The organism is Bradyrhizobium sp. USDA 4474 (assembly GCF_054057515.1).
The window spans coordinates 6,746,064-6,771,041 of sequence record NZ_JBSRZJ010000002.1 but is presented as its reverse complement, the minus strand read 5'-3'; the positions used below and the strand labels follow the sequence as shown (position 1 = coordinate 6,771,041).

Below are 24,978 nucleotides of genomic sequence, written 5' to 3'. Positions count from 1 at the left end.
CCGTCACGGGCCGTCCTAGACGCCGAGATAGGTGTGGAGCTTGTCCATGTTGGCGGCAAGCTCCGCGTTGGAAAATCCATCAATGATCTTGCCGTGCTCGACGACGTAATAGCGATCGGCGACGGTGGATGCGAAACGGAAATTCTGCTCGACCAGCAGGATGGTAAAGCCCTCCTTCTTGAGCCGCGCAATGGTGTGACCGATCTGCTGAATGATAACAGGCGCAAGGCCTTCGGTCGGCTCGTCTAGCATCAGGAAGCTGGCACCGGTGCGCAGGATGCGCGCGATCGCGAGCATCTGCTGCTCGCCGCCGGACAGCTTGGTGCCCTGGCTGCTGAGCCGCTCCTTCAGATTCGGAAACAGGTCGAAGATCTGTTCGAGCGGCAATCCGCCCGGGCGCACCACCGGCGGCAACAGGAGATTCTCCCGCACGTCGAGACTGGAGAAAATTCCCCGCTCCTCCGGACAGAACGCGATGCCCATGCGGGCGATCTTGTCCGAGGTCGCGCGCATGATCTCCTGATCGTTGAATTTGATCGACCCGGCACGCTTGCCGATGATGCCCATGATCGACTTGAGCGTGGTCGTCTTCCCCGCACCGTTGCGCCCCAGCAGGGTGACGACCTCGCCAGCGTTCACGTCGAAATTGATCCCGTGCAGGATGTGGGACTCGCCGTACCAGGCCTCGAGGTTGCGGACCTGAAGGATGTTGCCGCCGATTGCGGCCTTTGCCGGAGCCTCGGCCATCGCAGTTTCAGGCATGACCGGCTCCCAGATAGGCTTCCTTGACGCGCTCGTCCTTGGTGAGATCGGCGTAGTTGCCTTGCGCGAGCACCTGCCCGCGCGTCAGCACGGTGATGATGTCGGAGAGATTGGCGACAACGCTCAAATTGTGCTCCACCATCAGGATGGTGTACTTCGCCGAGATGCGCTTGATCAGCGCTGCGATCTTGTCGATGTCCTCGTGACCCATGCCGGCCATCGGCTCGTCCAGCAGCATCATCTCCGGATCGAGCGCCAGCGTCGTTGCGATCTCCAGCGCGCGCTTGCGCCCATAGGGCATCTCGACCGCAGGCGTATTGGCAAACTCGCTCAGGCCGACATCGTTCAGCAATTCCAGCGCGCGATTGTTGAAACGGTTGAGCACCGATTTCGAGCGCCAGAAATCAAACGAGCTGCCATGCTGGCGCTGGAGTGCGACGCGGACGTTTTCCAGCGCGGTCAGGTGCGGAAACACCGCCGAAATCTGGAACGAGCGGACCAGCCCCATGCGCGCCACGTCCGCCGGGGCCATCGCGGTGATATCCTGTCCCTTGTACAGGATCTTTCCGGCAGACGGTTTGAGGAATTTGGTCAGAAGATTGAAGCATGTCGTCTTGCCGGCCCCGTTCGGGCCGATCAACGCGTGGATACTCCCGCGGCGAACCTTGAGCGCAACGTCGCGGACGGCGAAGAAGCCCGCGAACTCCTTGGTCAAACCTTCCGTTTCAAGAATGAACTCATCGGCCAAACAGATTTCCCCCCGCCCGCGCAAGTGCGCGGAGCTGTCCTTGTTCCTTCGACTTTCCGGGGGCCTTGGAGCCTTCCCGAAAACGCCGCCTCCGGGCGCGGAATATGCCGGAGGTGACGGGGGTTAGGCAAGGCGGAAAGCTGAGCAGGTCAGGCCTCCGGCCGGGAGTCTTATGCTCCCTTAGTTGGAGGTTTTGTGGTGTCGCCTGCCGGCCTCCCGGTTCGCAAGACGCCGGTCATCAAGTCGTTAACGCTCTTTGGCCCCGCACGCCATCCTTCATCAAAAATTTTCCCGTAAGCGGGATCATGTGCGGGTTTCATTCGCCGGGAATCTTGTTTTGGATTTCACCAGCGCCGTTCCCTCGGTCGTCAAGTCGATCAAGCAGCGTGACCTGCTCAACACGTGGTTGCGACTTTACGCGCGCCGGCAGACTGTGCCGGCGATCCGGGAGTATCAACCCGCGCGGCTCAAGGAAGAGCTGTCCGACCTGATCTACTTCACCGTGGACCATTCGACGCCGACGGCGCGCCTGACCATCCAGAGCGAGGGCACGCGGATCTCGCGCGCCTATGGCCATACCGGCAAGGGCATCCTGCTGGACGACTATGTTGGGCCGCGCCTCGCGCCCTTCGTGATGCCAGTCTATCACCAATGCGTCGCACGCGGTCTTCCGGTCTACAGCGTTGCCGACGTCGACGACGTCTATGGCCGCGTCGTCGCCTATGAACGGCTACTGCTCCCGTTCCTGACCGATGACAAGGTCAGCCACATCATCGCATCCCTCAAGACCTTCTGCGAGGACGGCGGCTTCGAGATCAAGAACCTGCTGCGCGGAAATGACGCGCCACCACGTCCGAAACTGCGCACGGTGATCGACCGCGACCTGTTTCACGAAGCGCCGGGCCGCTACGCGGCGACCGACATCGTCGAATTTGCCGATCGGTCCGGCGGCCCTGATGTCAGCGCCGAGATCGTCGAGCTGAACTAGCTCCCGACTAGCGCTTGCGCGAGGCTGCGCCGATTTCCTTGTCGTAGACATCAGGCTTGAAGCCGACCAGCAGCTTGCCGCCGATTTCGAGCACCGGCCGCTTGATCATCGATGGTTGCGCTAGCATCAGCGTCAGTGCCTTTTTCTCAGTCAGGCCTTCCTTGTCGGCATCAGGCAGCTTCTTGAAGGTGGTGCCGGCGCGATTGAGCAGCGTCTCCCAGCCGAGCTCGTCGCTCCACTGCTTGAGCTTGTCCTTCTCCACGCCCGCAGACTTGTAGTCGTGGAACTCATAGGCCACGCCATGGGTATCGAGCCAGGTGCGCGCCTTCTTCATGGTGTCGCAGTTCTTGATGCCGTAGATGATGTTGGGCAAGACGATCCTCGCGCATGCGTCGTGACGTGCAGCTGCGTTGTACGAAACTCCTGATCGCGCGACAATATTGCCAACATCGCTTTCGATCTCTTCCGGACGGACACATCATGCACGTCACTCACGATCCCGCGGCATCCGCCTCCCCCACCATCGACTTCAATGCATTCCTCGCGGTCGATATCCGCGTCGGCACCATCGTCGATGCCAAACCGTTTCCCGAGGCGCGCAAGCCGGCGTGGCGGCTGTGGATCGACTTCGGCCCGGCCATCGGCGTCCGCAAGAGCTCGGCGCAGATCACCGAGAATCACCCGCTCGAAACCCTGGTCGGACAGCAGGTCGCGGCCGTCGTCAATTTCCCGCCGCGCCAGATCGGACCTGTCGTCTCGGAGGTACTGACGCTCGGCTTCCCCGATGCCGACGGCAAGGTCGTGCTGATGCAGCCGAGCAAGCCGGTGCCAAACGGCGGCCGGTTGTTCTAGGGATCGTCTCACGGCCGCTTCGGAATGTTCAATCCGCGCTGCACGGCAGGCCGCGCCAGCCCGCGCTCGAGCCAGGCAGCGACCGACGTGAACTGGCTGAATGCGACCAGGTCGCCGGCACCATAGAAGCCGATGAGATTGCGCACCCAGCCAAGCATGGAAATGTCCGCGATGGTGTAGTCGTCATCCATGAACCATTGCCGGCCGGAAAGATGCGCTTCCATCACACCGAGCAGGCGCCTGGACTCGCTGACGTAACGTTCGAGCGGTCGCTTGTCCTCAAAATCCTTGCCGGCGAATTTGTGGAAGAAGCCGACCTGGCCGAACATCGGCCCGACGCCTCCCATCTGGAAGTGCAGCCACGCGAGGGTCTGGTAGCGTCGCGCGGCGTCCTGCGGCAGAAGCCTGCCGCTCTTCTCGGCGAGGTATTGCAGAATCGCTCCGGATTCGAACAGCGGCAGTGGCTTGCCTCCGGGGCCGTTGGGATCGAGAATCGCCGGGATCTTGCCGTTCGGATTGAGCGAGAGGAATTCCGGCGTCTTCTGATCGTCCTTGCCGAAGTCGACGAGATGAACTTCGTAAGGAAGCCCGATCTCCTCCAGCATGATGGAGACCTTGACGCCGTTCGGCGTCGGCAAGGAATAGAGCTGAAGCAGTTCGGGATGCTTGGCAGGCCAGCGCCCGGTGATCGGAAAGGTCGAGAGATCGGACATCGGCACCCCGGCTTGGTTCGCAAGATGCCGCTTAGTCTAGGCGGGCCACCGAACGACGCAAGGCCGAGTCATCTCAGCCGGATCACAATGGTCGCAGCAGATGACTGTTGGCGTAGACCACCTCGCTCTTGGCGCGCTGCTCGATGAAGAGCTGCCCCGTGAGGAGCAACGCTCCGGCGAAGACGAGCGTAAGCATCGCAGTGGCGAATTGGCTAGCATCATTCATCGCACGAGCTTCTTTCAATTCGGTTCGCACGGGGAACGCAGACCGACCATCGCCAGTTCCTGCATGGTTCAAATAAATTGCCTGTTTTTCCCGGAATCCCGGCCAGACATTTCAGCCCGATCATGCGGGATGGACCTAGCGCGCTTTCGCGGGAAATGACGGGGCCCGTGCAAAGGCGTTTACGTATCCTTCATCAAGGCCGTCACGTGCAGGCGGCGACGGATGCGCATGCCCTGGCGCTGATAGAGCGCGATGGCCGATGTGTTGTTCGAAAACACATGCAGGAACGGAATTTCGCCGCGGGCCTCGATCCGGCGCGCGACAGCTGCGAGCAGCGCCTGCGCATAGCCGCGCCCGCGATAATCGGGGTGGACGCAGACCGCGGTCATCTCAACGAACTTTCCCGGCTTCATGCGCTCGCCGGTCATCGCAACCAATTCGCCACCGGCTCGGATGCCAAGAAATGTGCCGAGCTCGTGCGTCCGCGCGGCGAACGGCCCGGGCTTTGTCAGTGTCGTCAGCGCCATCATCGCCGGAACGTCGGCCGGGCCGAGCGTCACGATCTCCGCCTCGCGCAACGGGCTATCGGCGGGTGAGCCGATCATCTGCTCGCCGGTCTCGGCCAGCACAACCTTGAAGCCCGCGGGAACATTGACCGCATCCGGCGTGAACAGCGCGGCAACCTGCGAGGGCGACATGAGAGCGCCCAGCGCGGTGAAGCTCTCCGCCGACATGTCCGCCATGTCGGCAAACGGCGTCATGTCCACCGGATAGCGCAGCGCCCGTGCGCCGCCTTCGGCCAGATGCTTGTGGCTCGTCGTCAGCGCGCTCCAGATCGGACGATCGAGCAGCGCCACATCGCTGTCGGACACCGGCCTAATCCTTGTCGAAGCTGACGATGACGGCCGCATTGGCGATGAGAATGGGATCATTCGCCACCTCCGTCGCCGAGGGAATCTCCAGCCCGCCCTTGACCGCGGTCACGGTCACGGTGCCGTAGGGAAGCTCCTTCGCAACCGCCTCCCTGTCGACGGCTTCGGGATCGGGTACGCCGATCGTGACATCGACGAACATGTCGTTCGCGGTCTTGCCGATCATCCGGAAAAAGCCGAGGCTCGAATGCCTGATGGCATCCGAGACCGCCCGCTTCGCGGCTTTGGTGGCGTCCCTGCCGTGAACGTCGACGCCCATGCCCATCTCGGTAACACAACGAACGCGTGCCATGCTCATTCCTGTCGGCGCTGGAGTTCAGAGGGGCTGACCTTCCGCGATCCGCGCCTCCGGCACAAGCGCCTTTTCGCGCAGGAAATAGGCGTTGCGATCCTCCTCCTGCGCGTTCACGACCGCGCGAATTCGCAGCAAATCCTTGCGCGCGACTAGGCCGACCACGCGATGACTGGCGCGATCGACCACCGGCAGCCGTCCGAGATCGGAAGCGACCATGAGATCGGCGACCCGGCCCAGCACGTCGTCAGGATGCGCCAGCACGACCGAGGTATCGGACACCACGTCGTCGAGCGTTGCAGCCTGATGATCGCCCCCGGTGCGCCAGCGAAGCACATCGGCACGGGTCACCATGCCCGTCAGCCGTCCATCGGACGCGACGACGGGATAGGATTTGTGACGCCGCTGATCCGAGGTGAAGAACGCGACTGCCGTGTCGATCGACATGTCGACCGGCAGTGTATCGACGTGGGTGGCCATGACATCGGAGGCGCGCAGCAGCTCGAACGGATCGATCGCGTATTCGCGCGTGATGTGCTGACCACGGCGCGCGATCTTCTCGGTCAGGATCGAGCGCTTGAGCAACAGAACGGTGACGGCATGCGCCGCGCCGGTCGCCGCCAGCAGCGGCAGCAGCATGTCGATATTGCCGGTCAGCTCGATCGCGAACATCACACCGGTGAGCGGCGAGCGCATCGTGCCGCCCATCATCGCGGCCATGCCGACCAGGGCCCAGAACGACGTGCCCCCCGGCAGCACGAGCCCCTCCATCCAGCCGGCCGTGCCGCCGAGGATGAGCAATGGCGCCAATACGCCGCCAGAGGTACCCGAGCCCAGCGCGACCACCCAGATCACTGATTTCACCAGCAGGAGCCGGATCGCCTCGTCGCGCGCCATATGGCCGGACAGGAGATCGGCAATGACGTCGTAGCCGACGCCCAGAGCGCTGGGATCGATCAAGCCGCCGAGACCGACGATGAGGCCGCCGAGCATCGGCCACCACATCCAGTGCACCGGCAGACGATCGAACAGATCTTCGACGGCGTAGAGTAATCGCGTCATCAGTCCCGATTGCAGGCCCGCGACGATGCCGACGCCGATCGCAGCCGCCAGGCCCCACCAGGGCAGGTCCGGATGCTGCGCGAACGGAAACAGCGGTCCCGTTCCGAACAGCAACGGGCGCCATGCCGCCGAGATCACCGCCCCCGTCACCACGGGCAGGAAGCTGCGCGGCTTCCATTCGAACAGCAGCAGTTCGACCGCGAGCAGCACCGCCGCGATCGGCGTGCCGAAGATCGCCGTCATGCCGGCGGCTGCGCCCGCGACTAGCAGCGTCTTGCGCTCGGCCGCGGTGAGATGAAAGCATTGGGCGAAGATCGAGCCGATCGCGCCGCCTGTCATGATGATCGGTCCTTCGGCGCCGAACGGACCGCCGCTGCCGATCGAAACCGCCGACGACAATGGCTTTAGAATCGCGACCTTCGGCTGCATCCGGCTGCCGCCGATCAGGATCGCCTCGATTGCTTCCGGGATGCCGTGACCCCGGATCTTCTCGGATCCGAACCGCGCCATCAGCCCGATCACGAGACCGCCCAGCGCCGGTGCCAGGACCATCCAGATTCCCGGGTGGGCATTCGCGAGTGAGACGTTCTCGGTGCTGAAATGGCCGAACCAGACCAGATTGGTCACCAGCGCAATCAGCTTCAGCAACACCCAGGCGGCCCCGGCGCCAAGACTGCCGACCAGCAGCGCCATGCCGATCAGGACCAGCACGCGCCGGTCGGCGGTAAAATCTCCGGGCTTGCCGCGAGGACGCGGGAGGCCGCCGGTCATGTCGGGGGTCTGGCGCATGGATAGCTCTTTTCGGGAGAATCTTCGCCCGTGCAATATATCGCACTACGATATATATCAAGGAATGACTGCTATGAGCCTGCCTGCCGCGCGCGCAGCTCGTCGACCAGGACCCGCACGTTCTCCGAATAGTCGATCGGGATCGAGACCAGGTGCACACCGCCTGCCCTAAAAGCGGCATCAAGCGTCGGACCAAAGCTCTCGATGCTGTCGATGCGGTGACCGGTGGCGCCGTAGGCCTTGGCGTAGAGCGAAAAGTCCGGATTACCGAAGGTCATGCCGTAATCGGCAAAGTGATCGACCGCCTGCTTCCAGCGGATCATGCCGTAGGCGTTGTCCTCCAGCACCAGCACGATGAGATTGAGCTTGAGGCGGACGGCGGTCTCCATCTCCTGGCTGTTCATCATGAAGCCGCCGTCGCCGGCGACCGCGAGCACGCGGCGGTCGGGATGGAGCATCGCCGCCATCATCGCCGACGGCAGGCCGGCGCCCATCGTTGCCAGCGCATTGTCCAGCAGCAGCGTGTTGGCGACGCGGGTGCGGTAGTTGCGCGCAAACCAGATCTTGTACATGCCGTTGTCCAGCGCGACGATGCCGTTCTCGGGGATGACCTGGCGGATGTCGTGCACGATGCGCTGCGGCGTCGGCGGCCAGCGCGTCTCGGTGGCGCGGTCGGCGATGTGATTGAGGATCTCCTCCCGCAAGGGCAACAGCGCCGCCGCTTGCGGCAGCTTGCCTTCGAGCCGATCAGCCAGCAGTTCCAGGCTCGGGCCGACATCGCCGACCACCTCCGCATCAGGAAAATAGACCAGCTCGACGCTGGCCGAGGTGTAGCTGACGTGGATGACCTTCGGGCCCGATGGACCCATGATGAAGGGCGGCTTCTCGATCGGGTCATGCCCGATCGCAACGATCAGGTCGGCGGCGTCGATTGCGTCATGCACATAGTCGCGTTCGGACAGTGCCGCAGTGCCCATGTAAAGATTGGTGCCGCCGGGCACGGTGCCCTTGCCCATCTGCGTGGTGAAGAACGGAATGCCGGTTCGCCGCACGAAGCTGGCGATGCCGTGGGTCGAGCGCGGCCGGCTGGTCGCGGCCCCCATCATCACCAGCGGTCGCTTTGCGGCCAGGATGATCTCGGCGGCCCGATCGAGCGCGGCGCGGTGCGCGACGGGAATCTCGATCGGGTGGACCGGGATCACGGGCACCGCATCGACTTCGTCGCCTGCGATGTCCTCGGGCAATTCGAGATGCACCGGTCCCGGCCGCTCCTCCATTGCCACGCGGAAGGCATCGCGCACCACCGTTGGAATCGAGCTCGCGCTGACGATCTGCCGCGACAGCTTCGTCAGCGGCTTCATGGTCGCGACCACGTCCACGATCTGGAAGCGCGCCTGCCGGCTGCTCATGATCGGCTTCTGCCCGGTGATCAGGATCATCGGCATCGCGCCGAGATTTGCATAGGCAGCCCCGGTGGACAAATTGAGCGCGCCCGGGCCCAGCGTCGAGAGACAGACGCCGGGCTTGCCGGTCAGCCTTCCGTGCGTGGCGGCCATGAAGGCGGCGGCTTGCTCATGGCGGGTCAAGACCAGCTCGATCCTGGAGGTACGCAGCGATTCCACGAGATCGAGGTTTTCTTCGCCGGGGACGCCAAAGATGCGGTCGACGCCTTCGTTCTCCAGCGCCGCGACGAACAAGTCCGATCCTTTCACTTTGCGGTCCCGCTCGCTCATGTCGTCTCCGCTTGCTGCCGGCTCCGGGTGATCAAGGAGCGCGCGCATCGTAGCCGAGTGGGCCGCATGCACAACTCACGAAGAGTGTCGCAGCTGCTTCCACATCGTCCCGCACCGGCAAGGTCGGTCGGGCACGAGTTGGCCGAGGGCGGGGGGAGCCAAAGCGGCTCAAAAGGTGAGCCAAAAAGGCTCACCCAAGCGGATTCCAACTGATGCAAATGTTTCCTTGCCAACCGCACCGGCAACGCCAGTCGCGACGGAGGCGAGGAGGCTCAAAGGAGCGGACTGCTCCTTTGAAAGACTTGCTATCCACAACCGTATCGCACGAGTTACAGTTGATCCCGCGCCACAACGATCGGGCTTCGCGAAAGCCGAGCGCGCAGATCACCGCCCGAAGCGTCCCGGCCGGTTGGCATTCGCCATCTGCTCGAACGCCTTCGCCAGCTCCTCCGGAGCTTGCTTGCTCTTGAAGTCCTGCCACGCCGCCTTGAACCGCGCCTTGGCATCTTCGAGGCTCGCGGCCGAGCCTGAGGGTGGACCGGGCAGCGTCACCGTGACCGTCCACGACCAGAAATGATCATCGAAGCGGATGCGACCGATTTGATGGCCGTCCTCGCGCACTTTGTAGTCGTCGAGGCCGATCAAGCGAAGGGTCAGCATCGGACCATGCTATCGGCAGTGCTAGAATGGCGCCATGGCAGAGCCACGCAGATGCGCAAGCCCCTCTTCGATTACCCGCAGGTCCTCCTGAACATACTTTAGAGCGGTCGGGGCCCAGAATTCTTCAATCAGCAACCGGCGTCGAAGGTCTCGCATACTCTCCAACGCTTTCCAGTCCTTCAGGCTCACATAAGCGGAAACAAGCGGCTCGATCGGTGATGGCATGGAAGCATTCCAAGGAAATGAGACACCCACCGGTTTGCCGAGTTTCCCCGGCATCCTTGGTTCCTGCGAGCACATATGTGAATCGCGGGCCATCGTATTTTCGGGGCGCTTTCGTGCGCGCGGCGGGCTGATTGATGGTCAGATGCCGCGCGAGTTGATCTTCGCGCGCAAGCGGTGACAGAAATCCTCCAGCACCGTCTGAAGGTTTTCGCAGTTCACGAGCAACCGTTCGGCCAACTCGCGGTCCGCTGAGCCGAAAGCAAAGTCATCCCGAGCTCTTCTGACGCGGCGCACGTGGTCGCGACCATTTGCGGCTGTCCGTTCAGCAAATTCCAGATGCTCCAGATCGTGGCTGAGCTGGTCCTCCTCCTCGATCAGCAGCTTGGTGATGCGCGTTCGATGGTCAGGCGCGAGATCACTTCCGTTCAGAAGGCCGATGTAATGATCGACGTTGGCCTTGGCGACAAACCGGTGCATGGCAACCCCCGTTGGCCATCCCGTTTACGGGCCGATTATGCGACCGAGCCAAGGTTAGGGTGGAAGGATATTTCATGCGGTGATCCTCACGTCTCGGTGAAGCGTATGGATGCGAAATATTTTGGGGATTGCGGATGAACATTTTCGGGTGCGCGGATGGCCCCACCGCTAGCGTGTTTTGTCCATCTGGCGACGCAAGGGATGGTGCCCCCACTGCACCTTGAGCGACACGATCACCTCACGGGCGAGCAAGCGACCACCGTAGCCCGGCGAGCCGTCTAGTCATGCTTCCCTTACTTGCCGAGGATGTCCGCGGCCGCGCGCTCCAGGATTCCGGCGATGCGACGCGCCTCAGCAGAATCGCTGCCATGCTTGGACCGCAGCGCGCGCTTGAGGTTGTGGCGGGCGCGGTGCAGCTCGTCGGAGGCGTCGGCATCGAGATCGCTGACGCCGGCAAAGGCCTCGCGCACCTCGTCCATGCGGCGTCCGATCCGCGACAGCGCCTGGAGGATCGCATCAGCAGTGCCGCGCTGCTCGGCGAGATAGGCCTCGCCCGGCGGCGTGATGCTGTAGAGCTTGCGGCCGCCATCCTGTGCGACGCTCGCGTTGCCGACCTCTTCGAGATAGGTCAGTGCCGGATAAATCACGCCGGGGCTCGGCGTATAGAATCCCTCGGATCGCTCCTCGATGATCTTGATCAGCTCGTAGCCATGCGCGGGCTTTTCGGCGAGCAGCGCCAGGATCACGAGCTGGAGGTCCTGCGAGGCGAGACGCCGTGCTCCCGGAAAGTCGTCGCCGCCCCGGCCGAAAAAGCCATGCCCGCCGCGGCCGAAGCGATGCCGTCCGCCGTGACGGCCCGTGGCGAAATGGGCGAAGTGGCCAAAGTGGAAATCCCTGTGGTCTCTGTGTTTGGTGAACATATTCGGTTCCTTTCTCAAAACATATCTTACGATATAACTGTCGATAGCTTTGGGGCAAATGACGGGTCCGTGATCGCGAGCGGAGCCGCGCGGGGTGCTATCTCGCGATCGAAACCGCGTGACACCCAGGACCTTCGGAAGCACGCTGCCTGCTCCTCCCCGCCGCAACCAAGGTTGTGCAAGGGGAAGGCACCTCCGTGTTCAAGGTCAGCGGCAAGATGTTCGCGATTTGCGCTGGCTTTGCCGCAAGGTCCGGCGGCTACATGTTCAAGGTCTCGAACATGGCCTAAGCCATGTTGATCGAACACCGCCTGGCGCGGCCCGCGCCTTATCTCGCACGGGCCAAATGGGTGCAGCTTGTCAGCAACGGCGTGCTGGAGGATGCCGAGCTCACGGCCTATCTCGCTCAGGCCCACGCGTTGATCGTGGCAAAGCTGACGAGAAAGGCGCGCAACGAGCTCGGGCTCGTGTCGCTGGAGACCCGGCCCGCATGACCATCTCCGCGTGCAACCGATCAGCTGCGCGCGGCGACATTGAGATTTCATCCCTCCCCGATATACTGCCTGTCCTGGATTCGAATTGGGAAGCGGCGTGGCGATTGATCTGAAGGCGATCGAGCAACTCGCTACCGATCAATCCTCGCTCAAGGCGGCTGCCGGCCTTGCCAAGCCCGCCAAATGGTCCGGCGTCGGCGGCAGTCCGGATGGCGCGCTGATCTGGGGCGAATGCGCGGGCTCCGGCGCCAATCCCTACCGGCTGATGGCTGATCTCCGCGACCTCGGCAACAAATGCACCTGCCCGTCACGAAAATTCCCCTGCAAGCATGTGCTCGGCCTGTTGTGGCTGAACGCAGAATCCATCGTGCCGTTTGCGCCCGCCGATACGCCCGCCTGGGTCAGCGACTGGCTCGGGCGTCGGCGCGGCCCATCGGCTGCAAAGCCGGCAGGCGCCGCCGCTCCGTCCGGCGAGAAGGATCTGCGCGCCGCACGCGTCATCGAGCAAGAGGCCACTGAAGATCCGAAGGATGTCGCGCGGCGTGAGGCACAGGCAGCCAAACGAAACGAAGAGACCGGGCGCGCGATCTTGGATGCGCTGGATGCGCTCGAGCAGTGGATCGGCGATCAGCTCCGCCTGGGCCTGTCCGGCTTCATCGACGATGCCACCGCGCGATGCCGGCGTATCGCCGCGCGCCTGGTCGACGGCAAGGCCACGGCACTCGCCAGCCGGATCGACGAATTGCCGGCCCGCCTGCTCGCGCTCGACGCGGGTGACCGGCCGCGCGGCGCCGTCGTCGAGTTCGGCAAGCTGGTGCTGCTTGCGCGCGCCTTCCGCGGCGCGCCGCGCGATGCCGCGATCCGGCGCAGTGTGGCAACATCGGAGACGCGCGAGATGGTGCTGGCCGATCCGAGCGCACCGCGGATCGATGCGCAATGGGAAGTGCTGGCCGAACAGGTGCAGAGACGGCGCGACGGCCTGGTCTCGCAAACCACATGGCTGCTCAGTCTCGCCGCATCGGGCCCGCGCTTCGCCATGCTGCTCGACTTTTTTCCTGCGAGTGCCGGACGACGTGGTTCGGTCTTCACGCCCGGCGAGCGCTTCCAGGGCGAGCTCGTCTTCTACCCGTCGCAACAGCCGCTGCGCGCCCTGCTCGTCCGGCGCGACGCCGCGCAGGCCACGCTGACGCCCGAATGGCCTGCGCCGAATCAAACGCTCTCCAATGCATTGACGCAGCCGCTGCTGGCCGAGCCGTGGACGATCGAGATTCCCCTGCTGCTGCCGCAGGGACGGATCGCACGTGACGATGCCGGGGGCGCCTGGTGGCGCGCGGCCGACGGCGCGGCCGCGCTGCCCGTCGCAGGCAAGGCGGAGGGCTTGCTCTCCGGCACCGAACTGACGCGCACCGCCGCAATCTGGTCGGGCAACCGGCTCACGATCCTCGCTGCACAGTCCTCTTGGGGAAGGATCGGCAGCCATGACTGAAACAGCCAGCGCGGAGGCGATCTTCGAGACCATGGGCACGATCGTGACACGCTGGACCATGGGCTCGACCGCAGCTTCCGCAGCATCAATCTGGCGCGTCGACCTTGGCGACGATCCTGTCGAGGCCGAGTTGCGACTGCTCGCTCTGTCCGGCCAATTCCTCGGCACAATCGTGACATTCGAACCACCCTCTGCACTGCGGGTGCTGCCCGACATCCCTGCGCTCGCGCGGCCGACCGTGCCTGAGACATTGCGGCCGCTGGTGCGCCGTATCCTTGCGGCGAGCAAGGACGCAGCGTCCAAAGCCGATGTCATCCACTTCCTCGCCGCGCGTGGCTGGACGACACATCCTGCCGACTGGATGCCTGATGCGAGCGATGAGGATGCGCCGGACGTCTATGCAGCATGGCGCGACTGGGCCGCACTCGCCGCGGCCGGCGAGACGACGCCGCGACAGACCGGCGACCAGCTCACGGCGGACAATTGGGACGACTTCTGGCCGGCCGCGCGCAAGGCCGCGTTGATCGAACTCAGGCGACGCGACCCCTCCGCGGCGCGTGCGCTGCTCGAAGCCAGGCTCGGCAGCGAGAACGCCGATGCGCGGCTGCGCCTGTTGAGCCTTCTGTCGGAGCGATTGTCGGGTGACGATGTTGCCCTTCTCGAAAACCTTGTGACGAACGATCGCGCGCCGAAGGTCAAGGCGATGGCAACATCCATGCTCGCCCGTCTCGGCCACGGTCCCGCCCTGGGCGAAGACATTGCGGAGCTCGCCGGTTTCTTCTCGGTGAAGACGAAGGGGCTGCTGCGTCGCTCCCGCGTGATCGACTTTGAAACTCCCAAGACGCCGGCACAGTGGCAGCGACGGAAAGTCATGCTCGGGGGTGCCGATCTGACGTCGTTCTCGGGCGCGCTCGGCCTCGCCCCGCAGGATTTGATCGCTGCCTGGGATTGGAACGTGGACCCGGCGGCCGACGCTGGGTTGATCAAGATGATCGTGGAGACCGGCACCGACGCGCAGCTCGCGCAGGGTGCCGGCGTCGTCAGCGAGCACGATGCGAGCGGCCTCATCGCGGCGCTGGCGCCGCGGCTGGCGCCCGCTGAACGGGCCAGGTTCGCGGCGGCAGGTTTGCACACGCACGGCTTCCGCTTCGAGATGGCGCAGGCGGTCGCCGGCGTTGCCGCACGGCTCGACGATCTGCTGTCGGCGCCATCAGGTGCCAAGCTGCTGACCGAGCTTCGGCGCGATGATGCCAAGCCTTCCGATCATGTTGCGGAACTTCATGCGCTGGGCCTTATCGCCTCGCGCGATGGCGCGCGACGATCGCTGGAGCAACTGACCGGCGCAGGCCTACTGCAGGCCGATCCCCGCCTCGACATGCTGCGGCTCAACGCCGCGTTGGACGATCAAGGAGAAAAGCCATGAGCGAGAAACTGCGGTTGCCCGCTGAGGACAGTTTTGCGTCCGAGCTGAAGGCGCTCGCGGCGGGCGAAGGCCATCGCCCACCCGGCTGGGCGCTGTCGCCGCGCCAGGTCGTAACCTATCTGATGGGCGGTACGGCGGCCGACGGCACCGCGATCACGCCGAAATATGTCGGCGACAAGCGGCTGATCGAGACCGCCGTTGCGACGCTTGCAACCGACCGCGCGCTGCTGCTGCTCGGCGTGCCCGGCACCGCCAAATCCTGGGTCTCCGAACACCTCGCCGCCGGCATCACCGGTGACTCTCCACGCTCGTGATCCAGTGCACCGCCGGAACCGACGAGAACCAGATCCGCTACGGCTGGAACTACGCTCAGCTGCTCGCCCTCGGGCCGAGCCGCGAAGCGCTGGTGTCGACCCCGCTGATGCGCGCGATGGAAGGCGGCAAGCTCTGCCGGTTCGAGGAGCTGACGCGCATGGGCAGCGACGTGCAGGACACGCTGATCACCGTGCTGTCCGAAAAGATGATGCCGATCCCGGAGCTCAACACCGCGGTTTATGCGCAACGTGGCTTCAACATCATCGCGACCGCCAACAATCGCGACAAAGGCGTGAACGAACTGTCCTCGGCGCTCAAGCGCCGCTTCAACGTGGTCGTGTTGCCGCTGCCCGACAGCGCCCAGGAAGAAGTGTCGATCGTCGTCAAGCGCGTCGGCGAGATGGCGCAGAACCTCGATCTACCGGCCCCGAAGAACGTCGCTGAGGAAGTGGCGCGGGTGGTCGCGATCTTCCGCGAGCTGCGTTCGGGCTCGACCGAGGACGGCAAGGTCGCGCTGAAATCGCCCTCCGGCGGCCTCTCGACCGCCGAAGCGATTGCCGTGATGGTCGGCGGCATCAGCCAGGCGACCTTCTTCAACGACGGCAAGCTGACGGCTGAGACACTCGCCAGCAACATGATCGGCGCGGTCGTCAAGGATCCGGTGCAGGATACGGCCGTGCTCGGCGAATATCTCGAGACCGTGCTGAAGAAGAAGCGCGGCTTCGAAGGCTATTACGCTTCGCTGACCGACCTGATCTGACGCCATGGCCGGCGGCATCCATCTGTTCGGTATCCGGCATCACGGGCCGGGATCGGCGCGGCGCCTGGTGGAGGCGCTCGATGCGCTCAAGCCCGTCGCGGTGCTGATCGAGGGGCCCTCGGATGCCTCCGAGCTGCTGCCCATGCTCGCCGACCCCGACATGGTGACGCCGGTGGCGCTGCTCACCTATGCCGAAGACAATCCGGCCCATGCGAGCTTCCATCCCTTTGCCGACTATTCGCCGGAATACCAGGCTGCCTGCTGGGCCGTGCGCCACGGTGCAGCCTTGCGCTTCATCGACCTGCCTGCCTCGGATCGCTTGGGCAGTTCGGCCAGCGACATCGCGGAGGAGATTGCCGCAAGATCGGAGGAGGACCCGGTCAGCCGTGATCCAATCGGCGCGCTCGCGACGGCGGCAGGGTATGACGACGGCGAGTCCTGGTGGTCGGACGTCATCGAGGAAAATCCCGCGACAGGTCCTGTGTTCGCTGCCGTCACTGAGGCGATGACGGCACTGCGCGCGCAAGAAAAGCCGCTATCGGCTCGCGAAGCCGCGCGCGAAGCGCATATGCGGATCGAGATCGCGAAAGCGGCGAAGGAGTGCGAGGGCGCCGTCGCCGTCGTTTGCGGCGCCTGGCACGTGCCGGCGCTCACGGAGCGACGCAGCCTTCCGGCTGACCGCGAATTGCTCAAGGGCCGGCCGAAGGCGAAGATCAAGGCAACCTGGGCACCATGGACTGCGCCGCGCCTGGCACGTGCGAGCGGCTATGGCGCGGGCGTGGTCGCTCCCGGCTGGTGCGCGCATCTCTGGGAGACGCGCGAGGGCGATCGCGTTGCCCTTTGGCTCGCCAAGGTGACGCGCGTGCTGCGCGACGGCGGTCATTTCGTCTCGACCGCCTCGGTGATCGAGGCGCAGCGTCTCGGCATCGCGCTCGCGGCGCTGCGCGAGCGGCCCTCACCCGGCTTCGAGGAGCTGCGCGAGGCGGCAATCGCATGCCTGTGCAACGGCGAACGGGCCGTATGGGATGACGTCGCGGCCGAGCTCCTGATCGGCGCGGGTGTCGGCTCGATCCCGCCGTCGACGCCACTGGCGCCGCTGCTGGACGATCTCCAGCGCCAGCAGAAGGCGACGCGGCTGAAACCGGAAGCGCTCGAACGGCCGCTGACGCTCGATCTGCGCAGCGAAAGCGGGCTGATGCGTTCGACGCTGCTGCACCGGCTGGGCGCGCTCGGCGTGCCCTGGGGACGGCTGACGGACGCAGGCCGCAGCCGCGGAACGTTTCGCGAGAACTGGCAATTGCGCTGGGAGCCGGAATTCGCAGTGCGGCTGGTCGAGAACCTGCTCTATGGCTCGACCATCGCCGAAGCGGCCGGCGGCCGCCTGATCGAGGCGATGAGCAAGGAGGCGGAGCTTGGCGCGCTGGCGAGCCTCGTGCGCAACGCCATGATCGCCGATCTGCCGCGCGCCACCGAATCCGGCATCTCGGCGCTCGAAACCAAGGCAGCCCTCACCAGCGACGGACAAGCGTTGCTCGACGCTTTGCCGCCAATGGCCGACATCCTGCGCTACGGCGAGGCGCGTGCCGGCACCGTCGAGCATCTGGCAGCCCTGATGCCGCGGATCGTCGTGCAGGCGGCCATCGCCCTGCCCTACGCCTCCCGCAATCTGGATGGTCCGGCAGCATCCAAGCTGCGCGGCGCGATCCTCGCAGCCGATGCCGCGATCCAGCTGGCCCAGCTCGAGGCCAATATCGTCGCCCGATGGCGCGAGGCGCTGACCGCCCTGCTGCATGATGACCAGACCACGCGGTTGATCGCCGGCACCGGGGCGCGGTTGCTCTACGAAGCCGAGCTCTTGGCCGCCGATCACACCGCCGACCTGCTGGCACGCATGCTTTCGCCCGGTACGCCTGTCGCCGAGGCGGCCGGTTTTTTCGAAGGCTTCTTCGAGGGCGCGGGCCAACGCTTGATCCATCACGCGGCGCTGCGCAGCGCAGTCGACGGCTGGCTGCTGGCGCTCCCCGAAGGTGGCTTTACCGCCGGCCTGCCGCTGTTCCGCCGCGTCTTCTCGGCGCTCGATCGCAACGAGCGCCGGCGCTTGATGGATGTGCTGTTCGCGCGAGGTACCGGCGGCGCGAAGGGCTATCGGCTTGTCCCGGATGCCGGCGCCGTCTGGCCGCTGCACGAGGCGCGCGTGCTTGCGCTTCTCAAGGTGGGAGCTGCGCGATGAGCGAGAGTGATGAACGTAGCCGCCGCTGGACCCTGGCTCTCGGCGCCGATGTCGAGAACGGCGGAGCCGGTGCGCCCCTGTCCGATAGCGACCGCCGCATGTCCGAAGCCCTGACGGCGCTCTACGGCGGCGGCGATGAGGGGCCGAAAAAAGGCCGCGGCGGGCTCGGCGGCTCGGCCCCACGCGTCGCGAAATGGCTCGGCGATATCAGGGAGTTCTTTCCTGCCGCAGTGGTGCAGGTGATCCAGAAAGACGCCTTCGAGCGCAAGGGCCTTCGCCAGATGCTGCTCGAACCCGAATTCCTCGCAACCGTCGAAGCCGACGTAAACCTGATCGCCGATCTGGTCGCGCTGCGCGGCGTGATGCCGGAGAAGACCAAGGACACCGCACGGATCGTCATCGCCAAGGTGGTGGGCCAATTGATGGAGCGGCTCGAGCGGCGCACGGCGGATGCGGTCCGCGGTGCGCTCAACCGCTCGCTGCGGACCAACCGCCCGCGCTTTGCCGACATCGACTGGCCGCGCACCATCAAGGCCAATCTTCGCCATTATCAGGCCGAGCATCACACGGTGGTGCCGGAACGGCTGATTGGCTTTCTGCGCCAGCAGCGTCGCATTGTCGATCTCGACGAAGTCATTCTGTGCGTCGATCAATCGGGGTCGATGGCGACCTCCGTCGTCTACGCCTCCATCTTCGCGGCGGTCATGGCCTCACTGCCGGTGGTCGCAACCAAGCTCGTCTGTTTCGACACCGCAATCGTGGATCTGACCGAGGAGCTCGCCGATCCCGTCGAGGTGCTGTTCGGCGTTCAACTCGGCGGCGGCACCGACATCAACCGCGCCGTCGGCTATTGCGAGGACCGCATCGAGCGCCCCGCCAAGGCGCATCTGGTCCTGATCACCGACCTCTATGAAGGCGGCGATGCAGACGCGCTGGTCGACCGCCTGGGCAGGCTCGCAGCGCGCGGCACCAACGTGATCGTCCTGCTGGCACTGACCGACACCGGTCGCCCGTCCTACAACCCCGCCCTCTCGGCGAAGGTTGCGAGCCTCGGCATCCCCGTCTTTGCCTGTACGCCGGATCAGTTTCCCGACCTGATGGCGACCGCGCTGAAGCGTGAGGACGTTGCCGATTGGGCCGCCGATCGGGACATCAAGTTGATTCGACCCGAAGGATGAATGCCTGAATCTGACGAGAGCTTCAGTTGACCATAGCACGATATCTGACTAAAGTCAGGCAATGCTCGATCCCGTCTCCCGCGTCCGTCGTTTCAACCGTGCGGTGACCTCCTCCGTCGGCGCACTCGACCATTCGTTCCTCGGGCGCGGCCGGCCGCTCGGGGCTGCGCGCGTGCTCAACGCGATCGGACACGGGCGCTCCGACATCGGCGAGGTCCGCGACTATCTCGGCCTCGACTCCGGGCTAATGAGCCGGCTGTTGCGCAGCCTGGAAGAGGAAGGCCTGATCGAGACGCATGCGCACCCGGACGATGCGCGGCGACGCGTCGCGAGCTTGACGCGTGCAGGTCAGCGGGAATTTGCAGCCTATGAGAGGATATCCAACGCGCAAGCCGAAAGCCTCCTCGCTCGGAACTCGCAAGCCGAGGCGCTGCTCGCCGCAATGGATCTGATCGCGTCCGCGCTGACGCGCGATCGCATTGCGCTCACTGAGATGGATCCCCGCAGCGACGAGGCGCACTATTGCCTGAGAGAATATTACGCCGAGCTCGGACGGCGCTTCAAACAGGGCTTTGACGTGTCGCTGTCGCGCGACCCCGATGCCAAGGACATGCGCCGCCCGCGCGGCAGCTTCGTCGTCGCGGTATCGGACGCGCTGCCGATCGGATGTGTCGGCCTGAAGGGCACCGACCATGGCTATGCCGAGATCAAGCGGCTCTGGGTCGCCCCCTCCGCGCGCGGATTGGGGCTCGGCAGACGGCTGATGGACGCTGCAGAGGATGCGGCGCGTACGCTCGGCATCTCGCTGCTGCGGCTCGATACCAACAGCGCGCTGCCCGAAGCCGGCCAGCTCTACCGTACCACCGGCTGGCGCGAGATCCCGCGCTTCAATGACGATCCCTACCCGGATCTGTTCTTCGAAAAACCGCTCTGAGCAGCGCACCGATTCCCCTGCTCCCGCGTTAGCCCCGGAACGCAGGGAGTGTCGCCATGACGCCAGCCGGACTCGCCGACATCTACCGCGATTACATCGCCTGCCTGAACAGGCAGGATTGGCCTACGCTTGGCCGGTTCGTGCATGATGATGTCGCCCACAATGCGCGGCCGCTCGGGCTATCGGGCTATCGCGCGATGCTGGAGCAGGATTTCCGCGAGATTGCGGATCTGCAGTTCAACATCGAGATGCTGATCTCGGAGCCACCGCGCATCGCCGCGCGACTGACGTTTGACTGCGCGCCGACCGGCCAGTTCCTGGGGCTCGCCGTGAACGGCCGGCGCGTGTCCTTTTGCGAGAACGTCTTCTACGAATTTCATGACGGAAAGATCCGGCAGGTGTGGTCGGTCATCGACAAGGCGGCGATCGAGGCGCAGCTCTGAGGCTGCGCCTCGATCCGATCATGCCGCGACTGGGGCCGGCGCGGGCTCGACTTGCTGCGGCTTCGGGAACGGGCGGAACGTCATCGCCATCAGGAACGCGCCAAGCCCCATCGCCCAGGAGCCGATATAGAGCCAGGCGTAGCTCGAGAACGCATCGTAGATCAGGCCTCCGGCGAGCGGGCCGGTGGCCATGCCGAGACTGCCCGCCATCGCCGTGCCGCCGATCACGGTGCCCATCATCTTGAGCGGGAAGTTCTCGCGGATGATCACGGCGTAGAGCGGCATGGTGCCGGCATAGATGAAGCCGAACACGGTCGCGACCATGTAGAAGGTCGTGAGCTGATGGGCGAAGACATAGGCGAGCGCGCCGAAGGCTTGTGCGAGCAGGCCCGAGACCAGTACGCGCTTGGCACCGAGCCGATCGCCCATCAGGCCGAAGGCAATCCGCCCGCCGAGCCCGGCCAGTCCCTCGACACTGTAGATCGTCACCGCCGAGATCAGGGGGATGCCGCAGCTCACGGCATAGCTGACCGTGTGGATGATTGGGCCGGAATGTGTGGCGCAGCAGAAGAAATTGGTGGCGAGCAGGATCAGGAATTGCGGCGAGCGCAGCGCTTCAGCCACCGTCATCTCGGATTGCGGGCCGCCCGGACCCGCTGCCGCGACGGGCGGATGCGCCAGCGCCGGCGGACGGCGGACCAGCAGCGCGACCGGGATCATGATGACGGCGACCACCAGCGACACGATCTGCATCGCGGTGCGCCAGTCATGATGAGACACCAGCCAGGCCGCAAACGGCGCCATCGTCATCGGCGCCACGCCCATGCCGGCCGACACCAGCGAGACGGCGAGGCTGCGATGGGTGTCGAACCAGCCGGTGACGGTCGCCATCATCGGCGCGAAGATCGCAGCGCAGGAGCCGCCGACCAACAGGCCGAACACGAACTGGAACACGATCAGCGAGGTCGCGTGGCTGGCGGCGAACAGGCTCAGCGCCAGCACGGTCGATCCGGTCAGCACCACCGGCAGCGGCCCGAACTTGTCGGTCAACGTGCCCCAGATCATGCTGCTGCACGCCATGGCCAGGAAGCCGATGGTCATGGCACTGGAAATGCCGGTCACCGACCAGCCGGTCTCCTTGGCGATCGGCTGCAGGAACACCGGCAGCGAAAACATGCCGCCGATGGCGACGCAGCCGAGCAGGCCGCCGGCGGCGACGATCACCCAGCGATATCTGGAAGCAGTCATTCCTTGTCTCCCGTCATGTCTGTCTCACGTGGAAGACGAATGGAAACGGCGAAAGCAGACAGGTCTTGCGACATTTTTTAGGGCAAAGATTCGCGGCCCACCAACAAGATTTCGAAAACAACCCCATGCACAGTAGCCGGGCACAGAGGGATCAATGACTTAACGATGCACGCCCATCGCAGTGCGGGGAACCCACGACGTCAGGCCGAAATTTGACTCGTCGGGCAAAACACCGGCATCATGTCATCATCCCGCAGAACTCGTAGCCGCGATGGTTGCCGCCGCTCCGCAGTTTGCGACGCGTCGAACAATGCATTGACGCCTTGCTCCGTGAGGCCGAGCTATGGGACGATCAGGGCCGCCCACACCTCGTGGGGCTCGGCGGCAATGCTGATCGACTGAACCAGGATGAACCGACACGGCTTGACCCGTCCATCATCTAAATGCGCGCGTCGAAGTCCAGGAGGATGCGGCGTCCTTCCGGCCAGTCGCCGAGATTGCTCGCAGCATTGATATGCCCCTTCGCGCCGATCTCGACCAGTTCGCTGCCCCACTGCCCTGCCCTTCCCCGCACGTAGCGCGGCGACGCGTAGGGGTCATTGGTGCTGGCCACGATCATCGAGGGAAAGCGGAAGCGCTGGTCCGGCACGGACGCGAACGCCGCGGCCTCGGCGGGGAATGCCGGAGAGCGCGGATCGGGAACAGCAACGAGAAGCGCCCCCTTCACGGGCGAGGCACTTTGCTTTTGCCAATGCGCGACGAGCAGACAGGCAAGACTGTGAGCCACCAGCACCGCTGGCGTTCTCGCTGTTCGCACGGCGCGGTCGAGGGCCTCGATCCAGTCGGCCAGATGGGGCTGATCCCAGCTCGCCGGACTGAACCTGCGGATGCCGGGGTCAGCCAGCTCCCAACGACTTTGCCAATGCGCTTCGCCGGAGTTGCCGATCCCAGGCAAATGGATGAATTCCGTCACGCCTCACCTCTGATGTTTCGCCATGCACCGGCGGAGCATGGCGGTTTACATCCGCAAACGGAATTGGCATTCATCGGAAAGAGCGGCACTGTTCCGATAGATTAGAGGTCATGACGCGAAGCCGGGATTTCCAGCCCATTCTCGATCCGACTGACATTGCGATCATCGAAACGCTCCAGGACGATGGCCGCATCAGCGTCTCGGAATTGGGGCGAAAGGTCGGCCTGTCGCAGCCGGCCACCTCGGGACGACTGAAGCGGCTGGAGGAGCGCGGGATCGTCATGGCCTATCGCGCCGTGATCGATCCGGGCTCGGTCGGCCTCAACATGATGGCGATCATCCGCCTGCGGACGACGCACGAACACATCAAGGCCTGCCTGAAGCAATTCGCCGAGATGCCCGAGATCATCGAAGTCCTGAGGCTGACGGGAGAGGATTGCTTTCATCTCAAGGTGATCGTGCCCTCGCCCACGGAGCTCGAGAGCATCGTCGATGCGATTGCCCGGTATGGCTCCGTCACGACCGCCATCGTGCTGCGGAGCGAGCCGCCGAAGCGGATCGGGCGCGAGCTGATCCAGAGAGGCTAGCGTGCCAGATATGACCATTCGTCCGATCGTTCGCTATCCCGACCGCCGGCTCGCCATGCCGGCCCGCCCCGTCACCGCCTTCGACGACGGCTTGCGGGAGCTTGCGAGAGACCTTTTGGAGACGATGCGCGCCGCGCCCGGGATCGGCATCACGGCGCCGCATATCGGCGTGCCCTTGCGTCTCGTGGTGCTGGAGCTCGATGCCGCCACTGGCCCGCAGACTTACGTCAATCCGCAGATTGAATGGGCTTCTTCCGAGATGATCCTGCACACAGAGGGCAGCGTCTCGATGCCCGGCGTCACCGACGACGTCCAGCGCCACGCCCGCGTTCGCATCAGTTATCAGGACCTCGACGGCATCATGCAAAGCGAGGAATCCGAGGCCTTGCGTGCCGTCTGCCACCAGCACGAGATCGACCAGCTCGACGGCTTATTCTGGCTCCAGCGGCTGTCGCGGCTGAAGCGGGAACGGCTGGTGAGGAAGTTCGAGAAGATGACGCGAAACTCGTAATTCACGCGGGTCGGCCGCGGGCAAATCCAGCGCCAAATTCCAACGACTGTTTTGAAGGACCTGAGCAGTTCGCTGCTCTGCACTTCGTCCACCCTCGCGATACCAGCACGAATCGGCCGCCGATATTTCGTGCAAATATGCGATGCATTGCACAAAAATATGCACTTTTGTTTTGCGTAGCCTGTGGCATGCTGTGGGCGTTCCGTGGCACTCCCGGAGAAGAGGGGATCCCAAATGAAGTTCGCGCTTGCCAGCCTGACCGCCGCCGCAGCCGTCGCGGCAACCTTCTCCCTCGGCCAACCTGCTCGTGCCGGCGACCTGATCGTCGCGACAGACACCGCCTTCGTTCCATTCGAGTTCAAGGAGGGAGACAAATATGTCGGCTTCGACATCGACCTGTGGGCCGCCGTCGCCAAGGATATCGGGGTGACCTATACGCTGCAGCCGATGGACTTCAACGGCATCATCCCGGCGCTCCAGACCAAGCAGGTCGATGTTGGGCTGGCCGGCATTACCATCAAGGACGAGCGCAAGAAGGTCATCGACTTTTCCGACGGCTATTACGACAGCGGGTTCCTGCTGATGGTGCCGGCCAACAGCGCCATCAAGGGTCCGGAAGATCTTCCCGGCAAGACGCTTGCCGTGAAGACCGGCAGGTCGGCAACCGACTACGCCAAGGAGCACTTCAAGGCGACGGAGCTGCGCCTCTTCCCCAACAGCGACAACGCCTACCTCGAGGTTGCGACGGGACGCGCGGACGCTGCAATGCACGACACGCCCAACGTCCTCTACTACATCAAGACCAACGGCCAGGGGAAAGTGAAGACCGTAGGTCCCCAGATGATGGCCCAGCAATATGGCATCGCTTTCCCGAAGGGCAGCGAGCTCGTCGCCAAGGTCAACGCCTCGCTGGCCAAGCTGAAGGGCGACGGCACCTACACGGCCATCTACAAAAAATGGTTCGGCGCCGAGCCGCCGAAGAGCTGATCCGGGCTTCGCGGCGCGCGCAACCGGGGT

Annotated in this window: 27 protein-coding genes and 1 pseudogene; 13 read left to right on the top strand and 15 right to left on the bottom strand. The window is 64.5% G+C overall.

What is annotated here, in order from left to right; translation table 11 throughout:
* Positions 1-15 precede the first annotated feature (15 nt).
* Both ACVW16_RS33370 and ACVW16_RS33365 read right to left on the bottom strand, forming a co-directional pair.
* Positions 16-762 (bottom strand): ABC transporter ATP-binding protein, encoded by a 747-nt coding sequence (locus ACVW16_RS33370; protein WP_456703208.1) that lies wholly within the window; start codon positions 760-762, stop codon positions 16-18.
* On the bottom strand, positions 755-1,510 hold the full coding sequence (locus ACVW16_RS33365; protein ID WP_456703207.1) for an ABC transporter ATP-binding protein: 756 nt from the start codon (positions 1,508-1,510) through the stop codon (positions 755-757). Before ACVW16_RS33365 ends, ACVW16_RS33370 begins: the two co-directional genes overlap by 8 nt.
* 337 nt (positions 1,511-1,847) lie before the next feature.
* Here ACVW16_RS33365 and ACVW16_RS33360 point away from each other — a divergent pair, with 337 nt between their 5' ends.
* Positions 1,848-2,498 carry a PAS domain-containing protein gene (locus tag ACVW16_RS33360; protein ID WP_456734918.1) on the top strand — a complete coding sequence of 217 codons (651 nt, stop codon included), beginning with the start codon at positions 1,848-1,850 and terminating at the stop codon, positions 2,496-2,498.
* Between the two features lie 7 nt (positions 2,499-2,505).
* Here the strand turns inward: ACVW16_RS33360 and ACVW16_RS33355 are convergent, their stop codons facing one another.
* Complete coding sequence (locus tag ACVW16_RS33355; RefSeq protein WP_456703205.1) at positions 2,506-2,871, bottom strand: ArsC family reductase; 366 nt, start codon at positions 2,869-2,871, stop codon at positions 2,506-2,508.
* A gap of 107 nt (positions 2,872-2,978) precedes the next feature.
* On the opposite strand from ACVW16_RS33355, the gene ACVW16_RS33350 reads away from it, so the two are divergent.
* Positions 2,979-3,350 carry a tRNA-binding protein gene (locus tag ACVW16_RS33350; protein WP_092234717.1) on the top strand — a complete coding sequence of 124 codons (372 nt, stop codon included), beginning with the start codon at positions 2,979-2,981 and terminating at the stop codon, positions 3,348-3,350.
* Between the two features lie 8 nt (positions 3,351-3,358).
* On the opposite strand, the gene ACVW16_RS33345 is transcribed toward ACVW16_RS33350, so the two are convergent.
* The 10 genes from ACVW16_RS33345 to ACVW16_RS33300 all read right to left on the bottom strand — a co-directional run bounded on the left by ACVW16_RS33345 (position 3,359) and on the right by ACVW16_RS33300 (position 11,379).
* Positions 3,359-4,063 (bottom strand): glutathione S-transferase family protein, encoded by a 705-nt coding sequence (locus ACVW16_RS33345; RefSeq protein WP_456703203.1) that lies wholly within the window; start codon positions 4,061-4,063, stop codon positions 3,359-3,361.
* Between the two features lie 82 nt (positions 4,064-4,145).
* Positions 4,146-4,289 (bottom strand): hypothetical protein, encoded by a 144-nt coding sequence (locus tag ACVW16_RS33340; RefSeq protein WP_456703202.1) that lies wholly within the window; start codon positions 4,287-4,289, stop codon positions 4,146-4,148.
* A gap of 179 nt (positions 4,290-4,468) precedes the next feature.
* Entirely contained in the window at positions 4,469-5,161 is a 693-nt protein-coding gene (locus ACVW16_RS33335) for a GNAT family N-acetyltransferase (protein ID WP_456734916.1), read from the bottom strand.
* Positions 5,162-5,165: 4 nt separating this feature from the next.
* On the bottom strand, positions 5,166-5,513 hold the full coding sequence (locus ACVW16_RS33330) for a Lin0512 family protein (RefSeq protein ID WP_456703200.1): 348 nt from the start codon (positions 5,511-5,513) through the stop codon (positions 5,166-5,168).
* A 24-nt stretch (positions 5,514-5,537) separates the two neighbouring features.
* The gene (locus ACVW16_RS33325) at positions 5,538-7,364 is read right to left on the bottom strand and encodes a chloride channel protein (protein WP_456734915.1); all 1,827 of its coding nucleotides are present in this window, start codon (positions 7,362-7,364) and stop codon (positions 5,538-5,540) included.
* A gap of 71 nt (positions 7,365-7,435) precedes the next feature.
* Positions 7,436-9,097 (bottom strand): acetolactate synthase large subunit, encoded by a 1,662-nt coding sequence (locus ACVW16_RS33320; protein WP_456738528.1) that lies wholly within the window; start codon positions 9,095-9,097, stop codon positions 7,436-7,438.
* A 384-nt stretch (positions 9,098-9,481) separates the two neighbouring features.
* Entirely contained in the window at positions 9,482-9,742 is a 261-nt protein-coding gene (locus ACVW16_RS33315; RefSeq protein ID WP_456703197.1) for a DUF4398 domain-containing protein, read from the bottom strand.
* 36 nt (positions 9,743-9,778) lie between these two features.
* The gene (locus tag ACVW16_RS33310) at positions 9,779-10,036 is read right to left on the bottom strand and encodes a hypothetical protein (RefSeq protein WP_456734914.1); all 258 of its coding nucleotides are present in this window, start codon (positions 10,034-10,036) and stop codon (positions 9,779-9,781) included.
* Positions 10,037-10,120: 84 nt separating this feature from the next.
* A complete protein-coding gene (locus ACVW16_RS33305) occupies positions 10,121-10,459 on the bottom strand; it encodes a hypothetical protein (RefSeq protein ID WP_456703195.1) in 339 nt (112 codons plus the stop codon).
* Positions 10,460-10,752: 293 nt separating this feature from the next.
* Complete coding sequence (locus ACVW16_RS33300; protein WP_456734913.1) at positions 10,753-11,379, bottom strand: PadR family transcriptional regulator; 627 nt, start codon at positions 11,377-11,379, stop codon at positions 10,753-10,755.
* Between the two features lie 293 nt (positions 11,380-11,672).
* Between ACVW16_RS33300 and ACVW16_RS33295 the strand changes: the two genes are divergently transcribed.
* From ACVW16_RS33295 to ACVW16_RS33260, 8 genes and pseudogenes are all read left to right on the top strand, one after another.
* The gene (locus tag ACVW16_RS33295; RefSeq protein ID WP_456738527.1) at positions 11,673-11,873 is read left to right on the top strand and encodes an MmcQ/YjbR family DNA-binding protein; all 201 of its coding nucleotides are present in this window, start codon (positions 11,673-11,675) and stop codon (positions 11,871-11,873) included.
* A gap of 97 nt (positions 11,874-11,970) precedes the next feature.
* Entirely contained in the window at positions 11,971-13,359 is a 1,389-nt protein-coding gene (locus ACVW16_RS33290) for an SWIM zinc finger family protein (RefSeq protein WP_456734911.1), read from the top strand.
* On the top strand, positions 13,352-14,782 hold the full coding sequence (locus tag ACVW16_RS33285) for a DUF5691 domain-containing protein (protein ID WP_456734910.1): 1,431 nt from the start codon (positions 13,352-13,354) through the stop codon (positions 14,780-14,782). Before ACVW16_RS33290 ends, ACVW16_RS33285 begins: the two co-directional genes overlap by 8 nt.
* Positions 14,779-15,857 (top strand): annotated as a pseudogene (locus tag ACVW16_RS33280) (ATP-binding protein). The gene ACVW16_RS33285 and the pseudogene ACVW16_RS33280 overlap by 4 nt, the downstream one beginning before the upstream one ends.
* 4 nt (positions 15,858-15,861) lie before the next feature.
* Complete coding sequence (locus ACVW16_RS33275) at positions 15,862-18,087, top strand: DUF5682 family protein (RefSeq protein WP_456734908.1); 2,226 nt, start codon at positions 15,862-15,864, stop codon at positions 18,085-18,087.
* The gene (locus tag ACVW16_RS33270; RefSeq protein ID WP_456734907.1) at positions 18,084-19,265 is read left to right on the top strand and encodes a VWA domain-containing protein; all 1,182 of its coding nucleotides are present in this window, start codon (positions 18,084-18,086) and stop codon (positions 19,263-19,265) included. The genes ACVW16_RS33275 and ACVW16_RS33270 overlap by 4 nt, the downstream gene beginning before the upstream one ends.
* 61 nt (positions 19,266-19,326) lie before the next feature.
* Positions 19,327-20,199 carry a bifunctional helix-turn-helix transcriptional regulator/GNAT family N-acetyltransferase gene (locus ACVW16_RS33265; RefSeq protein ID WP_456734906.1) on the top strand — a complete coding sequence of 291 codons (873 nt, stop codon included), beginning with the start codon at positions 19,327-19,329 and terminating at the stop codon, positions 20,197-20,199.
* 56 nt (positions 20,200-20,255) lie between these two features.
* A complete protein-coding gene (locus ACVW16_RS33260) occupies positions 20,256-20,642 on the top strand; it encodes an ester cyclase (protein ID WP_456734905.1) in 387 nt (128 codons plus the stop codon).
* 18 nt (positions 20,643-20,660) lie between these two features.
* Here ACVW16_RS33260 and ACVW16_RS33255 read toward each other — a convergent pair whose 3' ends face one another.
* Both ACVW16_RS33255 and ACVW16_RS33250 read right to left on the bottom strand, forming a co-directional pair.
* Complete coding sequence (locus ACVW16_RS33255; RefSeq protein WP_456703186.1) at positions 20,661-21,890, bottom strand: MFS transporter; 1,230 nt, start codon at positions 21,888-21,890, stop codon at positions 20,661-20,663.
* A 439-nt stretch (positions 21,891-22,329) separates the two neighbouring features.
* Positions 22,330-22,863, bottom strand: coding sequence for an RBBP9/YdeN family alpha/beta hydrolase (locus ACVW16_RS33250; protein WP_456734904.1), 534 nt, complete (start codon positions 22,861-22,863; stop codon positions 22,330-22,332).
* Between the two features lie 110 nt (positions 22,864-22,973).
* Between ACVW16_RS33250 and ACVW16_RS33245 the strand changes: the two genes are divergently transcribed.
* The 3 genes from ACVW16_RS33245 (at position 22,974) to glnH (ending at position 24,948) form a co-directional block, all read left to right on the top strand.
* Positions 22,974-23,450, top strand: coding sequence for an Lrp/AsnC family transcriptional regulator (locus ACVW16_RS33245; protein WP_456734903.1), 477 nt, complete (start codon positions 22,974-22,976; stop codon positions 23,448-23,450).
* A gap of 10 nt (positions 23,451-23,460) precedes the next feature.
* Entirely contained in the window at positions 23,461-23,961 is a 501-nt protein-coding gene (locus ACVW16_RS33240) for a peptide deformylase (protein WP_456738160.1), read from the top strand.
* Positions 23,962-24,195: 234 nt separating this feature from the next.
* Positions 24,196-24,948 carry a glutamine ABC transporter substrate-binding protein GlnH gene (glnH, locus tag ACVW16_RS33235; protein ID WP_456734902.1) on the top strand — a complete coding sequence of 251 codons (753 nt, stop codon included), beginning with the start codon at positions 24,196-24,198 and terminating at the stop codon, positions 24,946-24,948.
* Positions 24,949-24,978 lie beyond the last annotated feature (30 nt).

What these genes read in the sequence shown, in the direction of transcription:
- ACVW16_RS33370 (WP_456703208.1), bottom strand. Translation starts at nt 762, where the DNA reads ATGCCTGAAACTGCGATGGCCGAGGCTCCGGCAAAGGCCGCAATCGGC.
- ACVW16_RS33350 (WP_092234717.1), top strand. Translation starts at nt 2,979, where the DNA reads ATGCACGTCACTCACGATCCCGCGGCATCCGCCTCCCCCACCATCGAC.
- ACVW16_RS33345 (WP_456703203.1), bottom strand. Translation starts at nt 4,063, where the DNA reads ATGTCCGATCTCTCGACCTTTCCGATCACCGGGCGCTGGCCTGCCAAG.
- ACVW16_RS33340 (WP_456703202.1), bottom strand. Translation starts at nt 4,289, where the DNA reads ATGAATGATGCTAGCCAATTCGCCACTGCGATGCTTACGCTCGTCTTC.
- ACVW16_RS33330 (WP_456703200.1), bottom strand. Translation starts at nt 5,513, where the DNA reads ATGGCACGCGTTCGTTGTGTTACCGAGATGGGCATGGGCGTCGACGTT.
- ACVW16_RS33325 (WP_456734915.1), bottom strand. Translation starts at nt 7,364, where the DNA reads ATGCGCCAGACCCCCGACATGACCGGCGGCCTCCCGCGTCCTCGCGGC.
- ACVW16_RS33320 (WP_456738528.1), bottom strand. Translation starts at nt 9,097, where the DNA reads ATGAGCGAGCGGGACCGCAAAGTGAAAGGATCGGACTTGTTCGTCGCG.
- ACVW16_RS33310 (WP_456734914.1), bottom strand. Translation starts at nt 10,036, where the DNA reads ATGCCGGGGAAACTCGGCAAACCGGTGGGTGTCTCATTTCCTTGGAAT.
- ACVW16_RS33305 (WP_456703195.1), bottom strand. Translation starts at nt 10,459, where the DNA reads ATGCACCGGTTTGTCGCCAAGGCCAACGTCGATCATTACATCGGCCTT.
- ACVW16_RS33300 (WP_456734913.1), bottom strand. Translation starts at nt 11,379, where the DNA reads ATGTTCACCAAACACAGAGACCACAGGGATTTCCACTTTGGCCACTTC.
- ACVW16_RS33295 (WP_456738527.1), top strand. Translation starts at nt 11,673, where the DNA reads ATGTTGATCGAACACCGCCTGGCGCGGCCCGCGCCTTATCTCGCACGG.
- ACVW16_RS33285 (WP_456734910.1), top strand. Translation starts at nt 13,352, where the DNA reads ATGACTGAAACAGCCAGCGCGGAGGCGATCTTCGAGACCATGGGCACG.
- ACVW16_RS33275 (WP_456734908.1), top strand. Translation starts at nt 15,862, where the DNA reads ATGGCCGGCGGCATCCATCTGTTCGGTATCCGGCATCACGGGCCGGGA.
- ACVW16_RS33270 (WP_456734907.1), top strand. Translation starts at nt 18,084, where the DNA reads ATGAGCGAGAGTGATGAACGTAGCCGCCGCTGGACCCTGGCTCTCGGC.
- ACVW16_RS33265 (WP_456734906.1), top strand. Translation starts at nt 19,327, where the DNA reads ATGCTCGATCCCGTCTCCCGCGTCCGTCGTTTCAACCGTGCGGTGACC.
- ACVW16_RS33260 (WP_456734905.1), top strand. Translation starts at nt 20,256, where the DNA reads ATGACGCCAGCCGGACTCGCCGACATCTACCGCGATTACATCGCCTGC.
- ACVW16_RS33255 (WP_456703186.1), bottom strand. Translation starts at nt 21,890, where the DNA reads ATGACTGCTTCCAGATATCGCTGGGTGATCGTCGCCGCCGGCGGCCTG.
- ACVW16_RS33245 (WP_456734903.1), top strand. Translation starts at nt 22,974, where the DNA reads ATGACGCGAAGCCGGGATTTCCAGCCCATTCTCGATCCGACTGACATT.
- ACVW16_RS33240 (WP_456738160.1), top strand. Translation starts at nt 23,461, where the DNA reads ATGACCATTCGTCCGATCGTTCGCTATCCCGACCGCCGGCTCGCCATG.
- glnH (WP_456734902.1), top strand. Translation starts at nt 24,196, where the DNA reads ATGAAGTTCGCGCTTGCCAGCCTGACCGCCGCCGCAGCCGTCGCGGCA.